The sequence below is a fragment of the Citrobacter sp. L55 genome (genome assembly GCF_002850715.1).
Taxonomy (GTDB): domain Bacteria; phylum Pseudomonadota; class Gammaproteobacteria; order Enterobacterales; family Enterobacteriaceae; genus Citrobacter; species Citrobacter braakii.
Map to the genome: position 1 here is coordinate 150,577 of NZ_KZ559399.1, position 18,704 is coordinate 169,280.

General features: G+C 53.3%; 17 protein-coding genes and 1 pseudogene. 2 read left to right on the forward strand and 16 right to left on the reverse strand.

Annotation, left to right across the window (positions count from 1 at the left end):
* Window positions 1-8: 8 nt before the first annotated feature.
* The 5 genes from mrdB to B9P82_RS00715 all read right to left on the reverse strand — a co-directional run bounded on the left by mrdB (window position 9) and on the right by B9P82_RS00715 (window position 4,710).
* On the reverse strand, window positions 9-1,121 hold the full coding sequence (mrdB, locus tag B9P82_RS00695) for a peptidoglycan glycosyltransferase MrdB (RefSeq protein ID WP_006685529.1): 1,113 nt from the start codon (window positions 1,119-1,121) through the stop codon (window positions 9-11).
* A gap of 2 nt (window positions 1,122-1,123) precedes the next feature.
* A complete protein-coding gene (gene mrdA, locus B9P82_RS00700; protein ID WP_101699808.1) occupies window positions 1,124-3,025 on the reverse strand; it encodes a peptidoglycan DD-transpeptidase MrdA in 1,902 nt (633 codons plus the stop codon).
* 30 nt (window positions 3,026-3,055) lie between these two features.
* Complete coding sequence (gene rlmH, locus B9P82_RS00705) at window positions 3,056-3,523, reverse strand: 23S rRNA (pseudouridine(1915)-N(3))-methyltransferase RlmH (protein WP_003022725.1); 468 nt, start codon at window positions 3,521-3,523, stop codon at window positions 3,056-3,058.
* A 3-nt stretch (window positions 3,524-3,526) separates the two neighbouring features.
* Window positions 3,527-3,844 (reverse strand): ribosome silencing factor, encoded by a 318-nt coding sequence (rsfS, locus tag B9P82_RS00710; protein WP_003022728.1) that lies wholly within the window; start codon window positions 3,842-3,844, stop codon window positions 3,527-3,529.
* A 254-nt stretch (window positions 3,845-4,098) separates the two neighbouring features.
* Window positions 4,099-4,710: an adenosylcobalamin/alpha-ribazole phosphatase gene (locus B9P82_RS00715; protein WP_101699809.1), complete on the reverse strand. Its 612-nt coding sequence runs from the start codon at window positions 4,708-4,710 to the stop codon at window positions 4,099-4,101.
* Between the two features lie 96 nt (window positions 4,711-4,806).
* Here B9P82_RS00715 and cobD point away from each other — a divergent pair, with 96 nt between their 5' ends.
* Window positions 4,807-5,901 carry a threonine-phosphate decarboxylase CobD gene (gene cobD / locus B9P82_RS00720; RefSeq protein ID WP_101699810.1) on the forward strand — a complete coding sequence of 365 codons (1,095 nt, stop codon included), beginning with the start codon at window positions 4,807-4,809 and terminating at the stop codon, window positions 5,899-5,901.
* On the opposite strand, the gene nadD is transcribed toward cobD, so the two are convergent.
* From nadD to leuS, 4 genes are read right to left on the reverse strand one after another with little or no spacing between them, the layout of a single operon-like run.
* The gene (nadD, locus tag B9P82_RS00725; RefSeq protein WP_049259746.1) at window positions 5,876-6,517 is read right to left on the reverse strand and encodes a nicotinate-nucleotide adenylyltransferase; all 642 of its coding nucleotides are present in this window, start codon (window positions 6,515-6,517) and stop codon (window positions 5,876-5,878) included. The two genes, cobD and nadD, sit on opposite strands and share 26 nt — an antisense overlap.
* Before the next feature lies 1 nt (window position 6,518).
* Entirely contained in the window at window positions 6,519-7,550 is a 1,032-nt protein-coding gene (gene holA / locus B9P82_RS00730; RefSeq protein ID WP_101699811.1) for a DNA polymerase III subunit delta, read from the reverse strand.
* The gene (gene lptE / locus B9P82_RS00735; RefSeq protein ID WP_016152238.1) at window positions 7,550-8,143 is read right to left on the reverse strand and encodes an LPS assembly lipoprotein LptE; all 594 of its coding nucleotides are present in this window, start codon (window positions 8,141-8,143) and stop codon (window positions 7,550-7,552) included. The genes holA and lptE overlap by 1 nt, the downstream gene beginning before the upstream one ends.
* Window positions 8,144-8,157: 14 nt before the next feature.
* Window positions 8,158-10,740: a leucine--tRNA ligase gene (gene leuS, locus B9P82_RS00740; RefSeq protein ID WP_049040670.1), complete on the reverse strand. Its 2,583-nt coding sequence runs from the start codon at window positions 10,738-10,740 to the stop codon at window positions 8,158-8,160.
* A 235-nt stretch (window positions 10,741-10,975) separates the two neighbouring features.
* On the opposite strand from leuS, the gene B9P82_RS00745 reads away from it, so the two are divergent.
* Window positions 10,976-11,458: a zinc ribbon-containing protein gene (locus B9P82_RS00745; RefSeq protein WP_003022748.1), complete on the forward strand. Its 483-nt coding sequence runs from the start codon at window positions 10,976-10,978 to the stop codon at window positions 11,456-11,458.
* Window positions 11,459-11,503: 45 nt separating this feature from the next.
* On the opposite strand, the gene rihA is transcribed toward B9P82_RS00745, so the two are convergent.
* The 7 genes and pseudogenes from rihA to corC all read right to left on the reverse strand — a co-directional run bounded on the left by rihA (window position 11,504) and on the right by corC (window position 18,690).
* Window positions 11,504-12,439, reverse strand: a complete 936-nt coding sequence (gene rihA / locus B9P82_RS00750; protein WP_046274594.1) for a pyrimidine-specific ribonucleoside hydrolase RihA — start codon at window positions 12,437-12,439, stop codon at window positions 11,504-11,506.
* A 116-nt stretch (window positions 12,440-12,555) separates the two neighbouring features.
* A pseudogene (gene gltL, locus B9P82_RS00755) lies at window positions 12,556-13,280 on the reverse strand (glutamate/aspartate ABC transporter ATP-binding protein GltL).
* Window positions 13,280-13,954, reverse strand: coding sequence for a glutamate/aspartate ABC transporter permease GltK (gene gltK / locus B9P82_RS00760; RefSeq protein WP_003022757.1), 675 nt, complete (start codon window positions 13,952-13,954; stop codon window positions 13,280-13,282). The pseudogene gltL and the gene gltK overlap by 1 nt, the downstream one beginning before the upstream one ends.
* Window positions 13,954-14,694 (reverse strand): glutamate/aspartate ABC transporter permease GltJ, encoded by a 741-nt coding sequence (gltJ, locus tag B9P82_RS00765; protein WP_016152241.1) that lies wholly within the window; start codon window positions 14,692-14,694, stop codon window positions 13,954-13,956. The genes gltK and gltJ overlap by 1 nt, the downstream gene beginning before the upstream one ends.
* Window positions 14,695-14,982: 288 nt before the next feature.
* The gene (gltI, locus tag B9P82_RS00770) at window positions 14,983-15,891 is read right to left on the reverse strand and encodes a glutamate/aspartate ABC transporter substrate-binding protein GltI (RefSeq protein WP_016152242.1); all 909 of its coding nucleotides are present in this window, start codon (window positions 15,889-15,891) and stop codon (window positions 14,983-14,985) included.
* 357 nt (window positions 15,892-16,248) lie between these two features.
* Window positions 16,249-17,787 (reverse strand): apolipoprotein N-acyltransferase, encoded by a 1,539-nt coding sequence (lnt, locus tag B9P82_RS00775; RefSeq protein ID WP_094760687.1) that lies wholly within the window; start codon window positions 17,785-17,787, stop codon window positions 16,249-16,251.
* Between the two features lie 24 nt (window positions 17,788-17,811).
* A complete protein-coding gene (gene corC / locus B9P82_RS00780) occupies window positions 17,812-18,690 on the reverse strand; it encodes a CNNM family magnesium/cobalt transport protein CorC (protein ID WP_005121418.1) in 879 nt (292 codons plus the stop codon).
* Window positions 18,691-18,704: the final 14 nt, after the last annotated feature.

Sequence of the window (18,704 nt, forward strand, 5' to 3'; positions counted from 1 at the left end):
CGTACCCCTTACACGCTTTTCGACAACATTTTTCTATGGGTGTGGATCGACATAACAATCCCGAACCCGGCCATCAGCACGATAAGTGCCGAGCCTCCGTAACTGACCAGTGGGAGTGGAACCCCAACCACGGGCAGAATACCGCTCACCATACCAATATTTACGAAGACATAAACGAATAATATCAACATTAAGCCACCCGCCATGACGCGACCAAAGGTGGTTTGCGCGCGGGCAGCGATCCATAATCCGCGCATAATCAGCAAAATGTAGAGCGTCAACAGAATCAAGATCCCCACCAGACCCAGCTCTTCCGCTAAGACAGCAAAGATAAAGTCGGTGTGGCGTTCGGGTAAAAACTCAAGCTGCGATTGTGTACCATGCAGCCAGCCTTTGCCGCGTAACCCGCCGGAGCCAATAGCAATTTTAGACTGAATTATGTGATAACCCGCGCCCAGCGGATCGGTTTCCGGGTCGAGCAGCATCATGACGCGCTGACGCTGGTAATCATGCATCAGGAAGAACCACAGTATCGGGATAAACGCCGCGACCAGAACCACCGCAACGCCGATTAAGCGCCAGCTCAAACCAGAAAGGAACAAGACAAACAGACCGGAAAGGGCGACCAGAATTGAAGTGCCGAGGTCAGGTTGGGCGGCGACCAGCAGTGTGGGCATAAAAATCAGCACCAGCGCAATGGCGGTATTTTTTAGCGATGGTGGGCAAACGTCACGGTTAATAAAGCGCGCAACCATCAGCGGCACGGCGATTTTGGCAATTTCAGAAGGCTGAAAACGCACGATACCCAAATCTAGCCAGCGCTGCGCACCTTTGGAAATGGCGCCGAAGGCGTCTACCGCCACCAACAGAATGATGCAAAAGATATAGAGATAGGGCGCCCAGCCCTCATACACCCGGGGGGGAATTTGCGCCATCACTACCATGATGACCAGGCCCATTGCGATCTGGCCGACTTTGCGCTCCATCATGCCAATATCCTGGCCGCTGGCGCTCCAGATGACCAGTGAGCTGTAAACCAGCAGAGCCAGCAAAATAAGCAACATTGTGGGATCGATGTGGATTTTGTCCCAGAATGTTTTTTTGTTCGGATTATCCGTCACGATTATTGGTCCTCCGCTGCTGCAACCGCTGGGTTTTCCGCAGGCAGATTGGTGTTGTTGTCGCCCAACATAATATGGTCAAGGATCTGGCGCATAATGGTACCCACTGCCGGACCCGCACCGCCGTTTTCAAGGATCATGGCGACAGCGACCTGGGGTTTATCATAGGGGGCGAAGGCCGTCATCAGCTTGTGGTCACGTAAACGCTCGGCGATCTTATGTGCGTTATAGGTTTCATTAGCTTTCAGGCCAAAGACCTGCGCGGTACCGGATTTCGCCGCAATTTTGTAAGGCGCGCCAGCAAAATACTTATGCGCAGTTCCGTTAGGGCGGTTCGCAACACCGTACATACCGTCTTTCGCGATTTCCCAGTAACCAGAATGAATATCGCCAACGGGCGGTTCGTGCGGCTGTACCCACGGCACCTGCTTGCCGTTTTCTGCCGTGCTCATCAACAGATGCGGGACTTTTATCAAACCGTCGTTGATAAGGATCATCAGCGCTTTACTCATCTGGATTGGGGTTGCTGTCCAGTAACCCTGGCCGATGCCGACGGGAATGGTATCACCCTGATACCATGGCTTTTTAAACCGTTTTTGCTTCCACTCGCGGGTTGGCATATTGCCGGAGCGCTCTTCGGCAAGATCGATGCCCGTATATTTGCCGTAGCCAAATTTGCTCATCCACTCGGAAAGCCGGTCAATCCCCATATCATAGGCGATTTGATAGAAAAACGTATCCGCGGACTCTTCCAGAGAGCGGGTGATGTTCAGATGGCCGTGCCCCCACTTTTTCCAGTCGCGGTAACGTTTTTCAGAGCCCGGTAGCTGCCACCAGCCCGGATCGAACAGGCCGGTATTGCGGGTGATGACGCCTGCGCTTAACGCAGAAACCGCAACGTAAGGTTTAACCGTCGAAGCAGGGGGGTAAACACCCTGTGTGGCGCGGTTAACCAAGGGGGTGTTCGGGTCATTGAGCAACCCGGAGTAATCTTTACTGGAGATACCATCCACGAACAGATTCGGGTCGTAGCTCGGCATAGATATCAGCGCCAGAACGCCACCGGTACGCGGGTCGGTAACCACCACGGCGGCACGACTGCCCGCCAGCAGCGTTTCAATATACTGCTGGAGTTTCAAATCAAGGGTGAGATAGATATCGTGCCCGGCCTGCGGTGCCACTTCTTTCAGCTGGCGAATGACGCGACCGCGGTTGTTTACTTCAACTTCTTCATACCCGGTCTGGCCGTGAAGCACGTCCTCATAATAGCGTTCAATACCCAGCTTGCCGATGTCATGCGTTGCCGCGTAGTTAGCCAGTTTGCCGTCTTTGTCCAGGCGGTCTACGTCTTTATCGTTGATCTTCGATACGTAGCCAATTACGTGGGTCAGCGCAGAGCCGTATGGGTAATAGCGGCGTTTATAGCCTTTAACTTCGACCCCAGGAAAGCGATATTGATTCACGGCAAAGCGTGCGACCTGAACTTCAGTCAGGTTGGTTTTTACCGGAATTGAGGTGAAACGGTGTGAACGGGCGCGCTCTTTTTTAAAGGCAGCAATATCGTCGTCCGTCAGGTCTACGACGTTACGCAGCGCGTCGAGGGTATCCTGAATGTTGTCTACCTTTTCCGGCATCATTTCTATCTGATAAATGGTGCGGTTAAGGGCGAGAGGAATTCCGTTGCGGTCATAAATGATGCCGCGACTCGGCGCGATAGGCACCAGTTTGATGCGGTTTTCGTTCGAACGGGTCTGATAATCAGTGAAGCGAACGATTTGCAGATTATAAAGGTTGGCGATCAGCACGCCGGTTAGCAGCAAAATCCCCAAAAAAGCGACCAGCGCCCGGCGCACAAACAGCGCGGACTCAGCCGAATAGTCGCGAAAAGAATTCTGTAGTTTCATCCGCTGCTTAATCTACTCAAGAATCAATGATCACTCACGGTGATAAGGATGGTTGGTGGTAATGCTCCACGCCCTGTACAGACTCTCCGCAACCAGAACCCGAACAAGAGGGTGTGGAAGGGTTAATGCAGAGAGTGACCAGCTTTGTTCCGCTGCCGCTTTACAGGCAGGAGAGAGACCTTCCGGCCCGCCAATTAACAGGCTGACGTCACGACCGTCCAGTTTCCAGCGCTCCAGTTCGGTCGCCAGCTGCGGCGTGTCCCAGGGTTTACCCGGGATATCAAGGGTGACGATGCGGTTTTTGCCTGCGGCAGCCAGCATCTGCTCACCCTCTTTGTCGAGAATGCGTTTAATGTCCGCGTTCTTGCCGCGCTTTCCTGCCGGGATTTCGATCAGCTCAAAGGGCATATCTTTCGGAAACCGACGGAGATACTCGGTAAATCCGGTTTGTACCCAGTCAGGCATTTTCGTACCCACAGCGACAAGTTGCAGCTTCACGCATTAACTCCAGAGTTTTTCCAGTTCATACAGGCGACGACTCTCTTCCTGCATTACGTGGACAATCACATCGCCGAGGTCAACGACGATCCAGTCAGCGACATTCTCGCCTTCCACGCCGAGCGGCAGCAGGCCAGCAGTGCGGGACTCCTGAACCACGTGGTCTGCAATAGACATAACGTGACGGCTGGATGTACCGGTGCAGATAATCATGCAATCAGTGATGCTGGATTTGCCCTGAACGTCTAAGGCGATGATGTCTTGACCTTTCAGGTCATCAATTTTGTCGATTACAAAATCCTGGAGTGCTTTACCCTGCAAGTGTTCCCCCTGGGTGAAAAGAGTTAAAAACGTCTGTTAGTATACCTGAACCAGAGGCGATATCGGGACAAATGTCTCCGAATGCGCTTGTGAAGTGCGCTATCATCCCACCCCACGCCACAGAATGCATCGCCATTTTTGTAAAACAATTTCTGCAAAGCTCTGAAGGGCGGGAAAAGTCAGGCTGCGGAGAATAACAGCCTGTCATGGGGTGTCAATGGGAGAGAGGCCCTTCGGCATAAAAAACAGCGCTTTCACTCCCCGTCGCGCCATACGGCCCGGCTGTTAAGCACTTTCAGAACCGCAAAATCGTCACAAAAATCAATTGCGCTCCAGCAGCCTTGTTCGACGCGGAAATGCCACATTGCCGCAGCGGGCATGGACAGCAGACGGGCGATCAACACGCTCAGCACGCCTTGATGACTCACCACCAGCAGATTTTGGCTCGCTTTATAATCAGCAAGCTGGGCAATGAAACGTTCCACTCGCCGGGAAAACGCCTGAAAACCTTCGCCATTGGTGGGCGTCGCATTCTGCCAGTCGTTACACCACACGGCGTAATTTTCGGCGTCTTCGCGCGCCAGATCGCGATGGTGACGCATTTCCCAGTCACCAAAAAACATCTCATTAAGCTCAGGCATGTTGCGCACAGGAACTTCACGTTCCGCCAGAATCAACTGCGTTGTATGGCGGGCGCGTTCCAGTTCGCTGCACAGAACGTTGTCGACAGGGACATTGCGTAACAGCGTACCCAGCGTTTGCGCCTGAGCGATCCCCCGTTCCGTTAGCGGTGTGGGGGCGTGGCCGCTATATAAACCAGCGACATTGGCTTCGGTTTCGCCATGACGTACTAACCAGAGTCTCATGTTTTCCTCGTGAGGCTATTCGCACAAAATATGATGTTTGCCCTGATTGCGCAGTGATTTTTCACTAAAATACCCTTTTTTACTTGGAGCGGCACGATGTCTTTATTGAAGAGCGCACATGGCGGTAACACCCGAGAAGCCGCCGAATTGTTGGGCATCTTGCCTGAGCAGTTGCTGGATTTTAGCGCGAATATTAACCCGCTGGGTATGCCAGTAAGTTTAAAACGGGCGATTATCGACAATCTGGACTGCACGGAGCGTTACCCGGATGTCGATTACGCGCAACTGCATGCCGCGCTGGCGGAGCATCATCAAATTCCGTCCTCGTGGATCCTGGCCGGGAACGGTGAAACCGAATCCATTTTTACCCTGGTGCATGGCCTGAAGCCACGCCACGCGATGATTGTGACGCCCGGGTTTGCGGAATATCGTCGGGCGCTGCAATGGGGAGAGTGTACGATCCATGAGTTTGCGCTGTGCGAAGACGATGGCTGGCAGCTTACCGATGCGATCCTCGATGCGTTAACGCTTGAGCTGGACTGCCTGTTTCTCTGTACGCCCAATAATCCCACCGGGTTGTTGCCCGAAACCCGCCTGCTGCGTGAAATTGCCACGCGTTGTGAGTCGCTGGGGATCGCCCTGATCCTTGATGAAGCGTTTATCGATTTTATTGCCAAGGAGTCGGGGTTTATCCCGTTACTGCAAGAGAACCCGCATATTTGGGTGCTGCGTTCGCTCACCAAGTTTTATGCGATCCCGGGACTGCGTCTGGGGTATCTGGTCAACAGTAACGAACAGGCGGTTGCACAGATGCGCAGCCAACAAATGCCGTGGTCAATTAATGCGTTTGCTGCCCTGGCAGGCGAGATTATCTTACGCGATAGCGCGTATCAGCGGGCGACGTGGAAATGGCTGGAACAAGAGGGGGAGCGGTTTGATCAACAACTGCAAGATCTGCCCGGCCTGACGGCGTATCCCGGCCGGGCAAATTATCGTTTATTACGCTGCGATCGTGCGGATATTGATCTGCAACTTGCGTTGCTGAAACAGCATGTCTTGATTCGCAGTTGCGCCAATTATCCGGGGCTGGATGCGCGCTATTATCGGGTAGCCGTTCGCAGCCAGGAAGAGAATAACCACCTGCTGACGGCCTTACGCAAGGCGCTTAGCGGTACAGTCCCTGTTGATTGATATAGTCAAGCACCGCGTCTGGCATCAGGTCGTCGCACGGCTCGCCCTTTTCCAGGCGCTCACGGATGAGCGTGGCGGAGATGTTAAACCACGGCGTTTCGGCCAGGTAAATTTTCCCGCAAGGCAGGTTGTGCAGGTCATCTGCTGAATGGGTCAGATGATCCTCCAGCCATTGCTGGTGTTTTTCCTGCGCCATTTCGAGTGGATAACCCGGACGTCGGCACACGATGAGGTGGGTATTACCCAGAATCGTGTGGTAGTCATGCCAGGAAGGGAAGGTAAGCAGCGAATCCTGACCAATGATAAACGCTAATGGCACGTTCGGGCCTTGCTCCTCGCGCCACTCTTTTAGCGTTTGCGCGGTGTAGGAGGCGGTATCGCGTTTCAGCTCGCGTTCATCCAGGGAAAACAGCGGCTTATCAGCAATGGCCAGTTCAACCATACGCTTACGTTGCTCAGCGGACGCTTCGGGCTGCGCACGATGTGGCGGCACGTTATTGGGCATGATGATGACCCGGGAAAGGCCAATCAGATTCGCCAGAATTTCAACCGGTTTAAGATGACCGTAATGCACCGGATCAAAGGTGCCACCGAACAGAGCCTGCAATGATTTCATATCAACCATCAATAAAAACATCGGCCAGCGATTTATGACAGAGCAAAAGGGAAAGCCCCTCAAGTTCCGCCCACACTGACTGACCATAGTCTTGTTTAAGCGTAATTTCCGTACGCGTTAAAAGCGTAACAGCCTGACGCAGTTGCGCCGGGTTCAGCCGGTTTAGCGCATCTCCCATCATGCCCCGGCGATTTTGCCACACCCGGTGTTTATCAAACAACGTGCGCAAAGGCGTATGGGCCGACTGCCGTTTCAAGTTAACCAGCAACAGCAACTCACGCTGGATCGTACGCAGCAAAATAACCGGCTCGCTACCTTCCAGGCGTAGCTGCTGCAGAATGTGCAGCGCGCGTTTGCTTTTGCCCATCAGCAGCGCGTCTACCCAGTGGAATGGGGTAAAGTGCGCGGCATCGTTAACCGCTTTCTCCACGCGAGGCAGCGTTAACTTGCCGTCAGGCCAAAGCAACGCTAATCGTTCCAGCGCTTGCGCCAGTGCTAACAAATTACCTTCATAGCAATAGCACAAAAGCTGATTGGCCGCGTCATCCAGTTGCAGGTTGTTAAGTTTCGCCCTGGCGGCAACCCAGCGAGGAAGCTGTGCTTGTTCCGGCGTCTGGCAGCTTACCTGAACCGCATTATTTGCAAGCCCCGTATACCATGCGGCGTTTTTCTGTGCCCTGGTGAGTTTGTTGCCGCGAACCATCAGCAGCAGATCGTCATGTAACAGAGTGACGAGTGACGCGAGCTGTTCATTAATGGCGGCATTAGGGCCATTTTCAGGCAACTGCAGAAGCAGGGTTTGACGGCTGGCAAACAGGCTCATCGCCTGGCAGAGTGAAAATATCTCTCCCCAGTCGGTGCTGTTGTCCAGAGTGAAGGCGTGGTGTTCTTCGAATCCTTGTGTTGCGGCAGCCTGACGGATGGCATCCTGGCTTTCCTGCAATAAGAGGGGATCGTTGCCCAAGAGTAAATACGCCGCGCGCAGCCCTTCATTGAGCTGTGCGCGGAGTTGTTCAGGGTACAACTTGAGCATCAGTTACCCAGCGTGGTGGAGACACGCGCCGGAGATGACGCAGGCGCTGCGGTTTTATTCACCGCAGGCTCAGCATCAGCATTGGATGACTGAGTATCGGCCAGATGTACGCTTGGCAGCTTACGAATCAACTGTTCAGCCGCTTTGTCATACATCTCTTTGATGATCATGTCCTGCTCGTTATCTTTCGCCAGTGCAGCCTGTGGGTTGTCAAAGAACGAACGATAAACTTTGGCGCTGATTGGGTAAATATCATGACCAGGAATCAGCACAGTAGCACTCACGGACATCACCATCTGGTATTCAGCCGTTTGACCGTTCTGGAATACCGATGCCGTATCTTGCGAAAGGCTGACCGCACCCAGACGTAAGGACGTCACATCTTTACGCATAGTACCGTCTTCAAGCAGCGTAACGCCGTTCAGACGCAGCTGATTACGCACCGCGCGGCTTAACGGGCCGTTCGGATCGCCAGAGTTCAGGATCATGGTTTTCATTGAGGGGGGAACCTGCGTAGTACTACGCAGATGCCAACCACACCCGGCGGTGACAAGCACCGCCAGCGATAACAACAATGTTGTCAGAAGTCGCACGCTTCCTCCCGCGCTTAGCCAACGACCAGATTGAGGAGTTTACCCGGTACATAAATCACTTTACGTACGGTAACGCCATCAAGATATTTTGCCACCAGATGCTCCTGGCCAGCACGTTCACGAACCTGCTCTTCAGTGGCGTTTACCGGAACGGTGATTTTGCCACGTACTTTGCCGTTTACCTGAACCACAACCAGCGTTGAGTCTTCAACCATTGCTGCTTCGTCCGCCACCGGCCACGGCGCGTTGTCGATATCGCCTTCGCCTTTCAGCGCCTGCCACAGGGTGAAGCAAACGTGTGGGGTGAACGGGTTAAGCATGCGTACAACAGCCAGCAATGCTTCCTGCATCAGGGCTCTGTCCTGCTCGTCTGCCTGCGGTGCTTTCGCCAGCTTGTTCATCAGCTCCATAATCGCCGCAATCGCGGTGTTAAAGGTCTGACGACGACCGATATCATCGGTGACTTTAGCAATGGTTTTATGCACGTCGCGACGCAGCGCTTTTTGATCTTCGCTCAACACATCAACGTTCAGGGCAGCAACATCTCCCTGGGACGTATGTTCGTAAACCAGTTTCCAGACACGTTTCAGGAAGCGGTTCGCCCCTTCAACGCCGGACTCCTGCCATTCCAGCGTCATATCAGCCGGAGAAGCGAACATCATGAACAGACGTACGGTGTCGGCGCCGTAGCGTTCAACCATGACCTGCGGGTCGATACCGTTATTTTTCGACTTGGACATCTTGCTCATGCCGGTATACACCAGTTCATGGCCTTCTGCATCCTTAGCCTTAACGATGCGACCTTTTTCGTCACGCTCAACGATGGCATCAACCGGAGAAACCCAGTTACGTTCGCCGTTGGCGCCAACGTAGTAGAACGCATCGGCCAGAACCATCCCCTGACACAGCAGCTGTTTAGCTGGTTCATCAGAGTTGACCATGCCTGCGTCGCGCATCAGTTTGTGGAAGAAGCGGAAGTAGAGCAGGTGCATGATGGCGTGTTCAATACCGCCAATGTAGATATCAACCGGCAGCCAGTAGTTCGCCGCGTCGGAATCCAGCATACCTTCCTGATACTGCGGGCAGGTGTAGCGCGCGTAGTACCAGGACGACTCCATAAAGGTATCGAAGGTGTCAGTTTCACGCAGCGCAGGCATACCGTTAACGGTGGTTTTCGCCCACTCCGGATCGGCTTTGATTGGGCTGGTAATGCCGTCCATGACTACGTCTTCCGGCAAAATAACCGGCAGTTGGTCTTCTGGCGTTGGCAGGACGGTACCGTCTTCCAGCGTCACCATCGGAATCGGCGCGCCCCAGTAACGCTGACGGGAAACACCCCAGTCACGCAGACGATAGTTAACTTTACGCTCACCCACGCCTTTAGCTACCAGCTTGTCAGCAATAGCGTTGAAGGCCGCTTCGAAGTCGAGGCCGTCAAACTCACCGGAGTTAAACAGCACGCCTTTTTCAGTCAGCGCTTGTTCAGACAGATCCGGCTCTGCGCCTTCAGCGGTCAGAATTACCGGCTTGATGGTCAGGCCATATTTGGTCGCAAATTCGTAATCGCGCTGATCGTGACCCGGAACGGCCATAACTGCGCCTGTACCGTATTCCATCAGCACGAAGTTTGCCGCCCAAACCGGGATCTCTTCGCCAGTCAGCGGGTGAACGGCTTTGAAACCAGTGTCGACGCCTTTCTTCTCCATGGTCGCCATTTCGGCTTCAGCAACCTTGGTGTTGCGGCATTCGTCAATGAAGGCAGCCAGTTCTGGGTTATTTTCAGCGGCTTTCTGCGCCAGCGGATGACCTGCAGCAACCGCCAGGTAGGTCGCACCCATAAAGGTGTCCGGGCGTGTGGTGTAGACGGTCAGCGTGTTGTCGTAATCGTTCACATCGAAGGTGATTTCCACGCCTTCAGAACGGCCAATCCAGTTGCGCTGCATCGTTTTCACGGTGTCAGGCCAGTGATCCAGATTATCCAGATCGCGCAACAGTTCGTCAGCGTAAGCGGTGATTTTGATGAACCACTGCGGGATCTCTTTACGCTCAACTTTGGTGTCGCAACGCCAGCAGCAGCCGTCGATAACCTGTTCGTTCGCCAGTACGGTCTGGTCGTTCGGGCACCAGTTAACGGCAGACGTTTTCTTGTACACCAGCCCTTTTTTGTACAGCTCGGTGAAGAACTTCTGTTCCCAGCGGTAGTATTCCGGGGTGCAGGTCGCCAGCTCACGGCTCCAGTCGTAACCGAAACCCAGCATTTTGAGCTGGTTTTTCATGTAAGCGATGTTGTCGTACGTCCAAGGCGCGGGGGCGGTATTGTTTTTGACCGCTGCACCTTCCGCCGGCAGACCGAACGCATCCCAGCCGATTGGCTGTAATACGTTTTTGCCCAGCATACGCTGATAGCGAGCGATCACGTCACCGATGGTGTAGTTACGTACGTGGCCCATGTGTAGTCGACCAGAAGGATAGGGAAGCATAGACAGGCAGTAATACTTCTCTTTGCTCTCGTCTTCGGTAACTTCAAATGTGCGCTTCTCATCCCAGTGAAGCTGTACTTTGGATTCTATCTCTTCCGGGCGGTATTGCTCTTGCATGGCAGCCAGTGGTCCTGTTTTCAATACAGCTACAAACGTAGCTCTAGATGTGGTGTTTTAGATCCGCATAGCATAGCCCAAACGCCCGCGCCAAAACAGCCTTTCGCGCATTCAACGTTGAATTCCCGTAAGGATAATTCTTGCACGAATTTACACACTCTGTGGACAGTCTTGCAAAGCGTAGCGTAAATAACGTCTATTATTATAGACAGTTAACGACCCAGGAGGCGAAGCGATGAACAAGGTTGCTCAATATTACCGTGAACTGGTGGCTTCACTGAGTGAACGCCTGCGTAATGGCGAACGCGATATTGATGCGTTGGTGGAACAGGCGCGTCAGCGCGTTATGCAGACCGGGGAGTTAACGCGCACCGAGGTGGAAGAGCTCACCCGGGCCGTCAGACGCGACCTGGAAGAGTTTGCTCTGAGCTATGAAGAAAGCCTCGATGAGGAGACCGACAGCGTCTTTATGCGGGTTATCAAAGAGAGTATCTGGCAGGAACTGGCCGATATTACCGATAAAACGCAGCTCGAATGGCGCGAAGTGTTCCAGGACCTCAGCCATCACGGGGTTTATCACAGCGGCGAGGTGGTCGGGTTGGGCAATCTGGTCTGCGAGAAGTGCCACTTCCATTTAGCGGTGTACACTCCTGACGTGCTGCCGCTATGCCCGAAATGCGGACACGATCAGTTCCAGCGTCGACCGTTTGAGCCGTGATAATGTTGCCGGATGCGACGCGCTGCGTCTTATCCGGCCTACGCATTAGGCGTAAAACTTCAACCGTTCTGCCAGCAGATCGACAAAACCTTCGCGATCCACGTCCACCATTACGGTGGCGTTTGGCTTATTGCCGCTCAGGAAGTAGTAGTCAACCACGGTCATTCCCTGGGTGTATTTGCCCTGAGTTTCCACACCAACCCAGCGTTCAACGGTGGTAAACAGTTCAGGTTTCAGCAGCCAGGCAATGGTGCATGGATCGTGCAGCGGCGCGCCAATGAATCCCCATTTTTCATCTTTGTGATATTCAAAGAAGAAGTCGAGTAGTTCAGCAACGATTGTCGAAATGGGATTGCCGATAGCGCGGAACCGTTCGGTATCTTCACGATGTATTTGCGCTTTATGCGTGACATCTAGTCCAGCCATCACCACCGGAATGCCCGACTGGAACACGATCTCAGCGGCTTCTGGATCCACGAAGATGTTGAACTCGGCGGCGGGCGTCCAGTTTCCGAGGCCCATTGCACCACCCATGATCACGATACGGGCGATTTTGGGGTGCAGTTCAGGATGGCTATTCAGTAGCAATGCCACGTTAGTTTGCGGCCCGGTGGAGACAATCGTCACCGGTTCCTGACTGTTACGCAGGGTTTTCGCCATCAATTCCACGGCAGTACAGTCCTGTGGAGCAAAAGCGGGTTCAGGCAGCGCCGGGCCATCAAGCCCGCTCTCACCGTGGACGTTATCGGCAATTATCAGGTCGCGCATCAGCGGTTTGACTGCGCCACCGGCCACTGGGATATCCGTGCGGTTGAGCAACGTTAACATACGCAATACGTTACGCAGTGTTTTGTCGGGGGTCTGGTTACCGGCAGAGGAGGTTATCGCTTTCACATCCAGTTCAGGTGAAGCGAGGGCGAGAACAATTGCGATAGCGTCGTCATGACCTGGATCGCAATCAAACAGGATAGGAAGTGCCATTGTTGCTCCTTGTAAGTGGGACTTTGTGACAAGGTTAACGCTGGGCTGTGCCTGTTTCGAGAAGTGAAGAGATAAATCGTGAGGTGGCGCGCACATGGAGGTGCGCGCCAGCAAAATTAGTGCAGGATTTTCGCGAGGAAGTCTTTGGCACGGTCTGATTTTGGATTAGCGAAGAACTCTTCTTTCGGTGAGTCTTCAACAATCTTCCCTTCATCCATGAAGATCACCCGGTTCGCCACTTTACGCGCAAAGCCCATTTCGTGGGTAACCACCATCATGGTCATCCCTTCATTGGCCAGTTCAACCATGACGTCCAGTACTTCGTTGATCATTTCTGGGTCGAGTGCTGATGTCGGTTCGTCAAACAGCATAGCGATAGGATCCATGCACAGCGCCCGGGCGATGGCGACACGCTGTTGCTGGCCCCCGGAGAGCTGAGCAGGAAACTTCTCGGCATGCGCTGACAGACCAACGCGTTCCAGTAACTTTTGTGCTTTATCGCGGGCCGGCTTTTTATCGCGTTTAAGCACTTTTACCTGCGCCAGAGTCAGGTTCTCAATAATCGACAGATGCGGGAACAGTTCAAAGTGCTGGAACACCATGCCAACGCGGGAGCGCAGTTTGGCCAGATCGGTCTTTTTATCATTCACCACGGTACCATCAACGGTGATGACGCCCTGTTGTACCGGCTCCAGCCCGTTCACCGTTTTGATAAGCGTTGATTTACCTGAACCTGACGGGCCGCAGACCACCACCACTTCACCTTTTTTCACTTCCGTGAGCAGTCGGTCAGCACCTGAAAGTGACCATACCATTTAGAAACATTTTTCAGGGTAATCATTAAACTGTCCTTTTCTTCAAATAGCTGACCAACAACGATGCGCTCAGACTGAATACAAAATAAACGGCGCCAGCAAACAGGATCATTTCAACCTGCGTGCCGTCACGCTCACCAATGGTGGAGGCGGTACGGAAGAAGTCTGCCAGACTCAATACATAGACCAGCGAGGTATCCTGGAAGAGTACGATGCCCTGGGTAAGCAGCAGCGGCACCATCGCGCGAAATGCCTGCGGCAGAATGATGAGCTTCATCGACTGCCAATGGGTCATCCCCAGCGCCAGCGCGGCACTGGACTGCCCGCGAGAAATACTCTGGATACCGGCGCGGATAATCTCGGAATAGTACGCGGCTTCAAACATCGAAAATGCGACCATCGCTGAGATCAGGCGAATATCGGTTTTTGGCGACAGACCCAGCACGTTTTGCAGGAAGCCGGGCACAATCAGGTAGAACCACAGCAGCACCATCACCAGCGGAATGGAGCGGAATACGTTGACGTAGCCCTTCGCAAACCAGGCAATTGGCGCGAAGCTGGACAGACGCATTACTGCAAGGATGGTCCCCCAGACGATACCAATGACGACTGCCGTGACGGTGATTTTCAGCGTGATGATCAGCCCATCCAGCAGATACGGCAGGGAAGGGACGATAGAACTCCAGTCAAATTCGTACATTATTTGCCTCCCAAATTGCCAGGCAGGCGGATTTTGCGTTCGACGAGATTCATCACCAGCATGATGACGGCGTTAATCAGTACGTAGGCCAGAGTGATGGCCGTAAACGATTCCCATGCGTGGGCGGAGTAATCCAGTAGTTTTCCCGCTTGCGCAGCCATATCGACCAGGCCGATAGTGGAGGCGATCGCGGAGTTCTTTACCAGGTTCATCATCTCCGAGGTCATTGGCGGAACAATCACGCGGTAAGCGTTTGGCAGCAGAACATAGCGGTAGGCCTGCGGCAACGTCAGTCCCATCGCCAGTGCGGCATTTTTCTGTCCGCGAGGCAGAGACTGAATAGCAGCACGAACCTGTTCGCAGACGCGCGCAGCGGTAAACAGCCCCAGACAAAGCATGGATGAGAGGAAGAACTGAATGTTGGGATCCAGTTCTGACTTAAACCACATCCCGATGTTTTCCGGCAGCAGTTCAGGAATGACCAGATACCAGGTAAAAAACTGGACGATGAGCGGAACGTTACGAAACAGCTCGACGTACAGCGTGCCGATCCCGGAAAGGAAACGATTTGGTACGGTACGTAAGATGCCGAATAAAGAGCCGATGAGGAAAGCGATAACCCAGGCGGTGATAGATAACGCGACAGTGACCTGGAAACCACTCCAGAGCCAGCCGAGATAGGTGGTGTTGCCGAACGGGGCTTGTTGTAAAAAAATACCCCAGTTCCAGTCTATAGACATAAATCTACTCCAGAAAAAAAAGGGTAGCAGCGCTACCCCCGAAGATTGTTATTCAGCGTTTTGCGGTTTTCAGGCCTGATGGGGAACGACCATCAGGCTTATAGTCTGTCCGTGCTGAGTAGCAATCGAGAGGGAGGGGAAGCCTCCCTGATTACACTTCATCCTTCAAGATATCTCGTTGTTGGCTGCCTTTATTCATCCCGGTTACTTACTCATGTAAGCGCCCGGGAATTCGCTCAGTTGCCGCCTCGATATAACTTGAAAGGTTTTGTGTACTCTTCTAATTAATTAGTTAAGCGCTTTATCATTCGGTTCTTTGAACAGGGCTTTCATCTCGTCTGACAGTTCGAAATTCATGTTCAGGTTCTTCGGTGGAATTGGATTTTTAAACCACTTATCAAACCATTTCTCAGCTTCGCCTGAGGTCTGCGCCTTGGCGATAGTGTCATCCATCAGCTTTTTGAACTGAGGGTCATCTTTACGCAGCATGCAGCCGTAAGCTTCCTGAGACTGCGGCTTGCCGACGATCTCCCAGTTGTCTGGTTTCTTCGCCTTCGCGCGCTCGCCAGCCAGCAGGGCGTCATCCATCATAAAGGCAACGGCGCGGCCGCTTTCCAGAGTACGGAAAGAGTCACCGTGGTCTTTCGCGCTGATGATGCGCATATCCATTTTTTGCTCTTCATTCAGCTTGTGCAGCAGCACCTCTGAGGTGGTACCCGAAGTCACGACTACGGCTTTACCTTTCAGATCGGCGAAATCTTTGACGTCGCCGCCTTTTTTCGCCAGCAGACGAGTACCGACAACGAAAATGGTGTCAGAGAAAGCCGCTTGTTTTTGGCGCTCGACGTTGTTGGTGGTGGAGCCACATTCAAAGTCGAAGGTGCCGTTTTGCAGCAGCGGGATACGGTTTTGTGAAGTAATCGGGATCAGTTTCACCTGCAGGTCAGGCTTGTTCAGCTTTTTCTTCACGGCTTCAACGATCGCGTTGGAGTAATCCTGTGAATAACCGACCACTTTTTGTTGATTATCGTAGTAAGAAAACGGTACCGATGATTCACGGTGGCCGACCACAATCACGCCGTTTTTGGCGATCTTGTCCAGCGTGCTGCCTGCCGCTGGTGCTGCGTCTTCTGCGTGCGCCAGACCGGCGGACATTCCCATGACCAGCATGGCAGTGGCGAGCTTACGTAATTGCATATCCAACTCCTTTATCGTCTGCGCCAGGGACGCATTGATACCCATTGTGATGTTGTTATTGTTTGCTACTAAAACGTGCAGTCTTGTATATGTTTGTTAACATTTAGTTTGGATGAATGTAAAGAATTTGCTGTTTTATTGTTTATTTTTGCGAAGTGCGCCGCACCATTTGGGGGCAAAAATATCTTGTTGCACTTTTCAGGTGCTACCGGCGCTCAACGTTGGTGCGACCAGGTTGCACATTCAGCCAAAACTGCATTTGTCTTGTAGAACAAAGCAATAGACGTGCCAGAATGGGGAGCGGGAAATGTTTTGTGGGCCGGATAAGCGAAACGTTATCCGGCCGGGGAAGGAAGGTTACTTACGACGCTGGCGCAGGCTCATTACCACCGCACCAAAGCCAAACAGCGCGGTCAGCAGCCAGAGCGGCCAGTTACCGGTACGGGCATAAGGGGTTAAGCCCGTCGTTGGCGTCACGCTGGTGGTCAGGACCTGGCGGGTAAACTGCGGGATCATCGCCTGAATCTCACCCTGTGGACCAATCACCGCCGTAATACCGTTGTTGGTGCTACGCAGCAGAGGGCGCGCCAGCTCGAGGGAACGCATACGCGCCATCTGGAAGTGCTGCCACGGGCCGATGGATTTACCAAACCAGGCATCGTTGGAAATCGTCAGCAGGTAGTCCGTATCCGGGCGGAAATTATCCCGTACCTGTTCGCCAAGAATGATTTCATAGCAGATGGCAGCCGTCAGCTTAAAGCCGTGCGCATGCAGCTGTGGCTGCACATAAGGCCCACGGCTGAAAGACGACATTGGCAGGTCAAAGAACGGCGCTAACGGGCGCAGGATCGATTCCAGCGGGACGAACTCGCCAAACGGTACCAGATGGTTTTTGTTATAGCGGTTGCTGGAGTCGTAACTGTACGGGCTGTCTTTACCCAGCGTGATGATGGTGTTGTAGGTGTCGTAACGATTCTGCTTGTTCAGACGTGCGTCAACGATACCGGTAATCAGCGTGCTGTTTTTCGATCTCAGCAGGTCATCCATCATGCCCAGAAAACGCTGCTGATTAATTTCCAGGTCCGGAATAGCGGATTCTGGCCAGATGATCAGCTGTGATTTGCCCATCTCAGGCTGGGTGGCGTCGAGATAAATCTTCAGGGTGTTGAGTAACTGACCTTCATCCCATTTGAGCGACTGCGGAATGTCACCTTGCACCATCGAGACCTGAGTGGTTTTTTCCGGCTCAAGCGTGTACCACTGGATATAGCGCAGCGGAAAGGGCAGAGCAAAGAGCACTAGCGCGGCAATCAGCGGCTTCCAGTTACGCGTCACCAGCGCCAGCGCCAGCAGGCCACTAACCACCATCAGCAGGAAGTTAATCGCCTCAACGCCCATCACCGGAGCCAGCCCTTTTAACGGACCGTCGATCTGACTGTAGCCGAACTGTAGCCACGGGAAGCCGGTCAGTACCCAGCCGCGCAGGAATTCGGTTATTTGCCAGACGACCGGCGCGGCAATCGCCACGCGTATCCAGGTGGTTTTCGGCCACAGACGCGCCAACACGCCGGCAAACAGGCCGGTGTAGAGGGAAAGGTATGCGGCAAGCAGAACCACGAGGAACACATTAATGGGGCCCGGCATACCGCCAAACTGCGCGATGCTGACGTAAACCCAGTTGATGCCGGAGCCAAACAGCCCCAATCCCCAGAAGTAGCCGATTGCGGCAGACTGGAGCGGACGGCGATTGAAGGTAAGAGCCTGCAGGCCCATCAGCGAAACGATCGCAGCGGGCCAGATGTCATACGGAGAGAAAGCCAGCGTCCCGCAGGCACCGAATAATAACGCCAGCAGCAGGCGAATGCGCTGGCGTTCAATTAATGGGGCAAATGCCATGTAGTCTTAGATCCAGTTTCGGGTTTATTCGTCCAGTTTGGGCTGGGGTGAGTCGTCCGGAATTCTGACATGAACCTGAATAATACGACGGCTGTCGGCCATTGCCACTTTGAACTGGTAACCATCAATGTCGATAGTCTCCCCGCGCGCGGGCAGATGACCAAAGGCCTGCATAACCAGCCCGCCGATGGTATCTACTTCTTCGTCGCTAAAATGGGTACCGAAAGCGTCGTTGAAGTCTTCGATCGGCGCCAGAGCGCGAATGGTCCAGGTGTGGCGACTGAGCTGACGGAAATCGATATCGTCTTCTTCGTCGTACTCATCTTCAATTTCACCCACGATCAGTTCAAGGATGTCCTCAATGGTCACCAGACCTGAGACACCGCCGAATTCGTCGATGACGATAGCCATATGATAACGCTGGGAGCGGAACTCTTTCAGCATGCGGTCAACTCGCTTGCTTTCAGGTACGACAACCGCCTGGCGTAACACTTTCTCCATGCTGAAGGCTTCGGCATCGCTGCGCATAAACGGCAGCAGATCTTTGGCCATCAGAATCCCTTCAATGTGATCTTTGTCTTCGCTGATCACCGGGAAACGCGAGTGGGCAGACTCGATAATGACATCGAGACATTCGTCCAGGGTCTGGTTGCGTTTCAGGGTAATCATCTGAGAGCGAGGGATCATGATGTCGCGCACGCGTTGGTCCGCAATATCCATCACCCCTTCGAGCATATCGCGCGTATCTTCATCGATAAGGTCGTTTTGCCCGGAATCACGGATCAGCTCCAACAGTTCGTCGCGGTTTTTTGGTTCACCGTGGAAAAGTTGGCTCAGTAACAGGGAGAAAAATCCCTTTTTGCTGTTTAAGGTGTCACTACTGTGTGAATTGTCGTCGCTCATGGCGTCGTATGGGT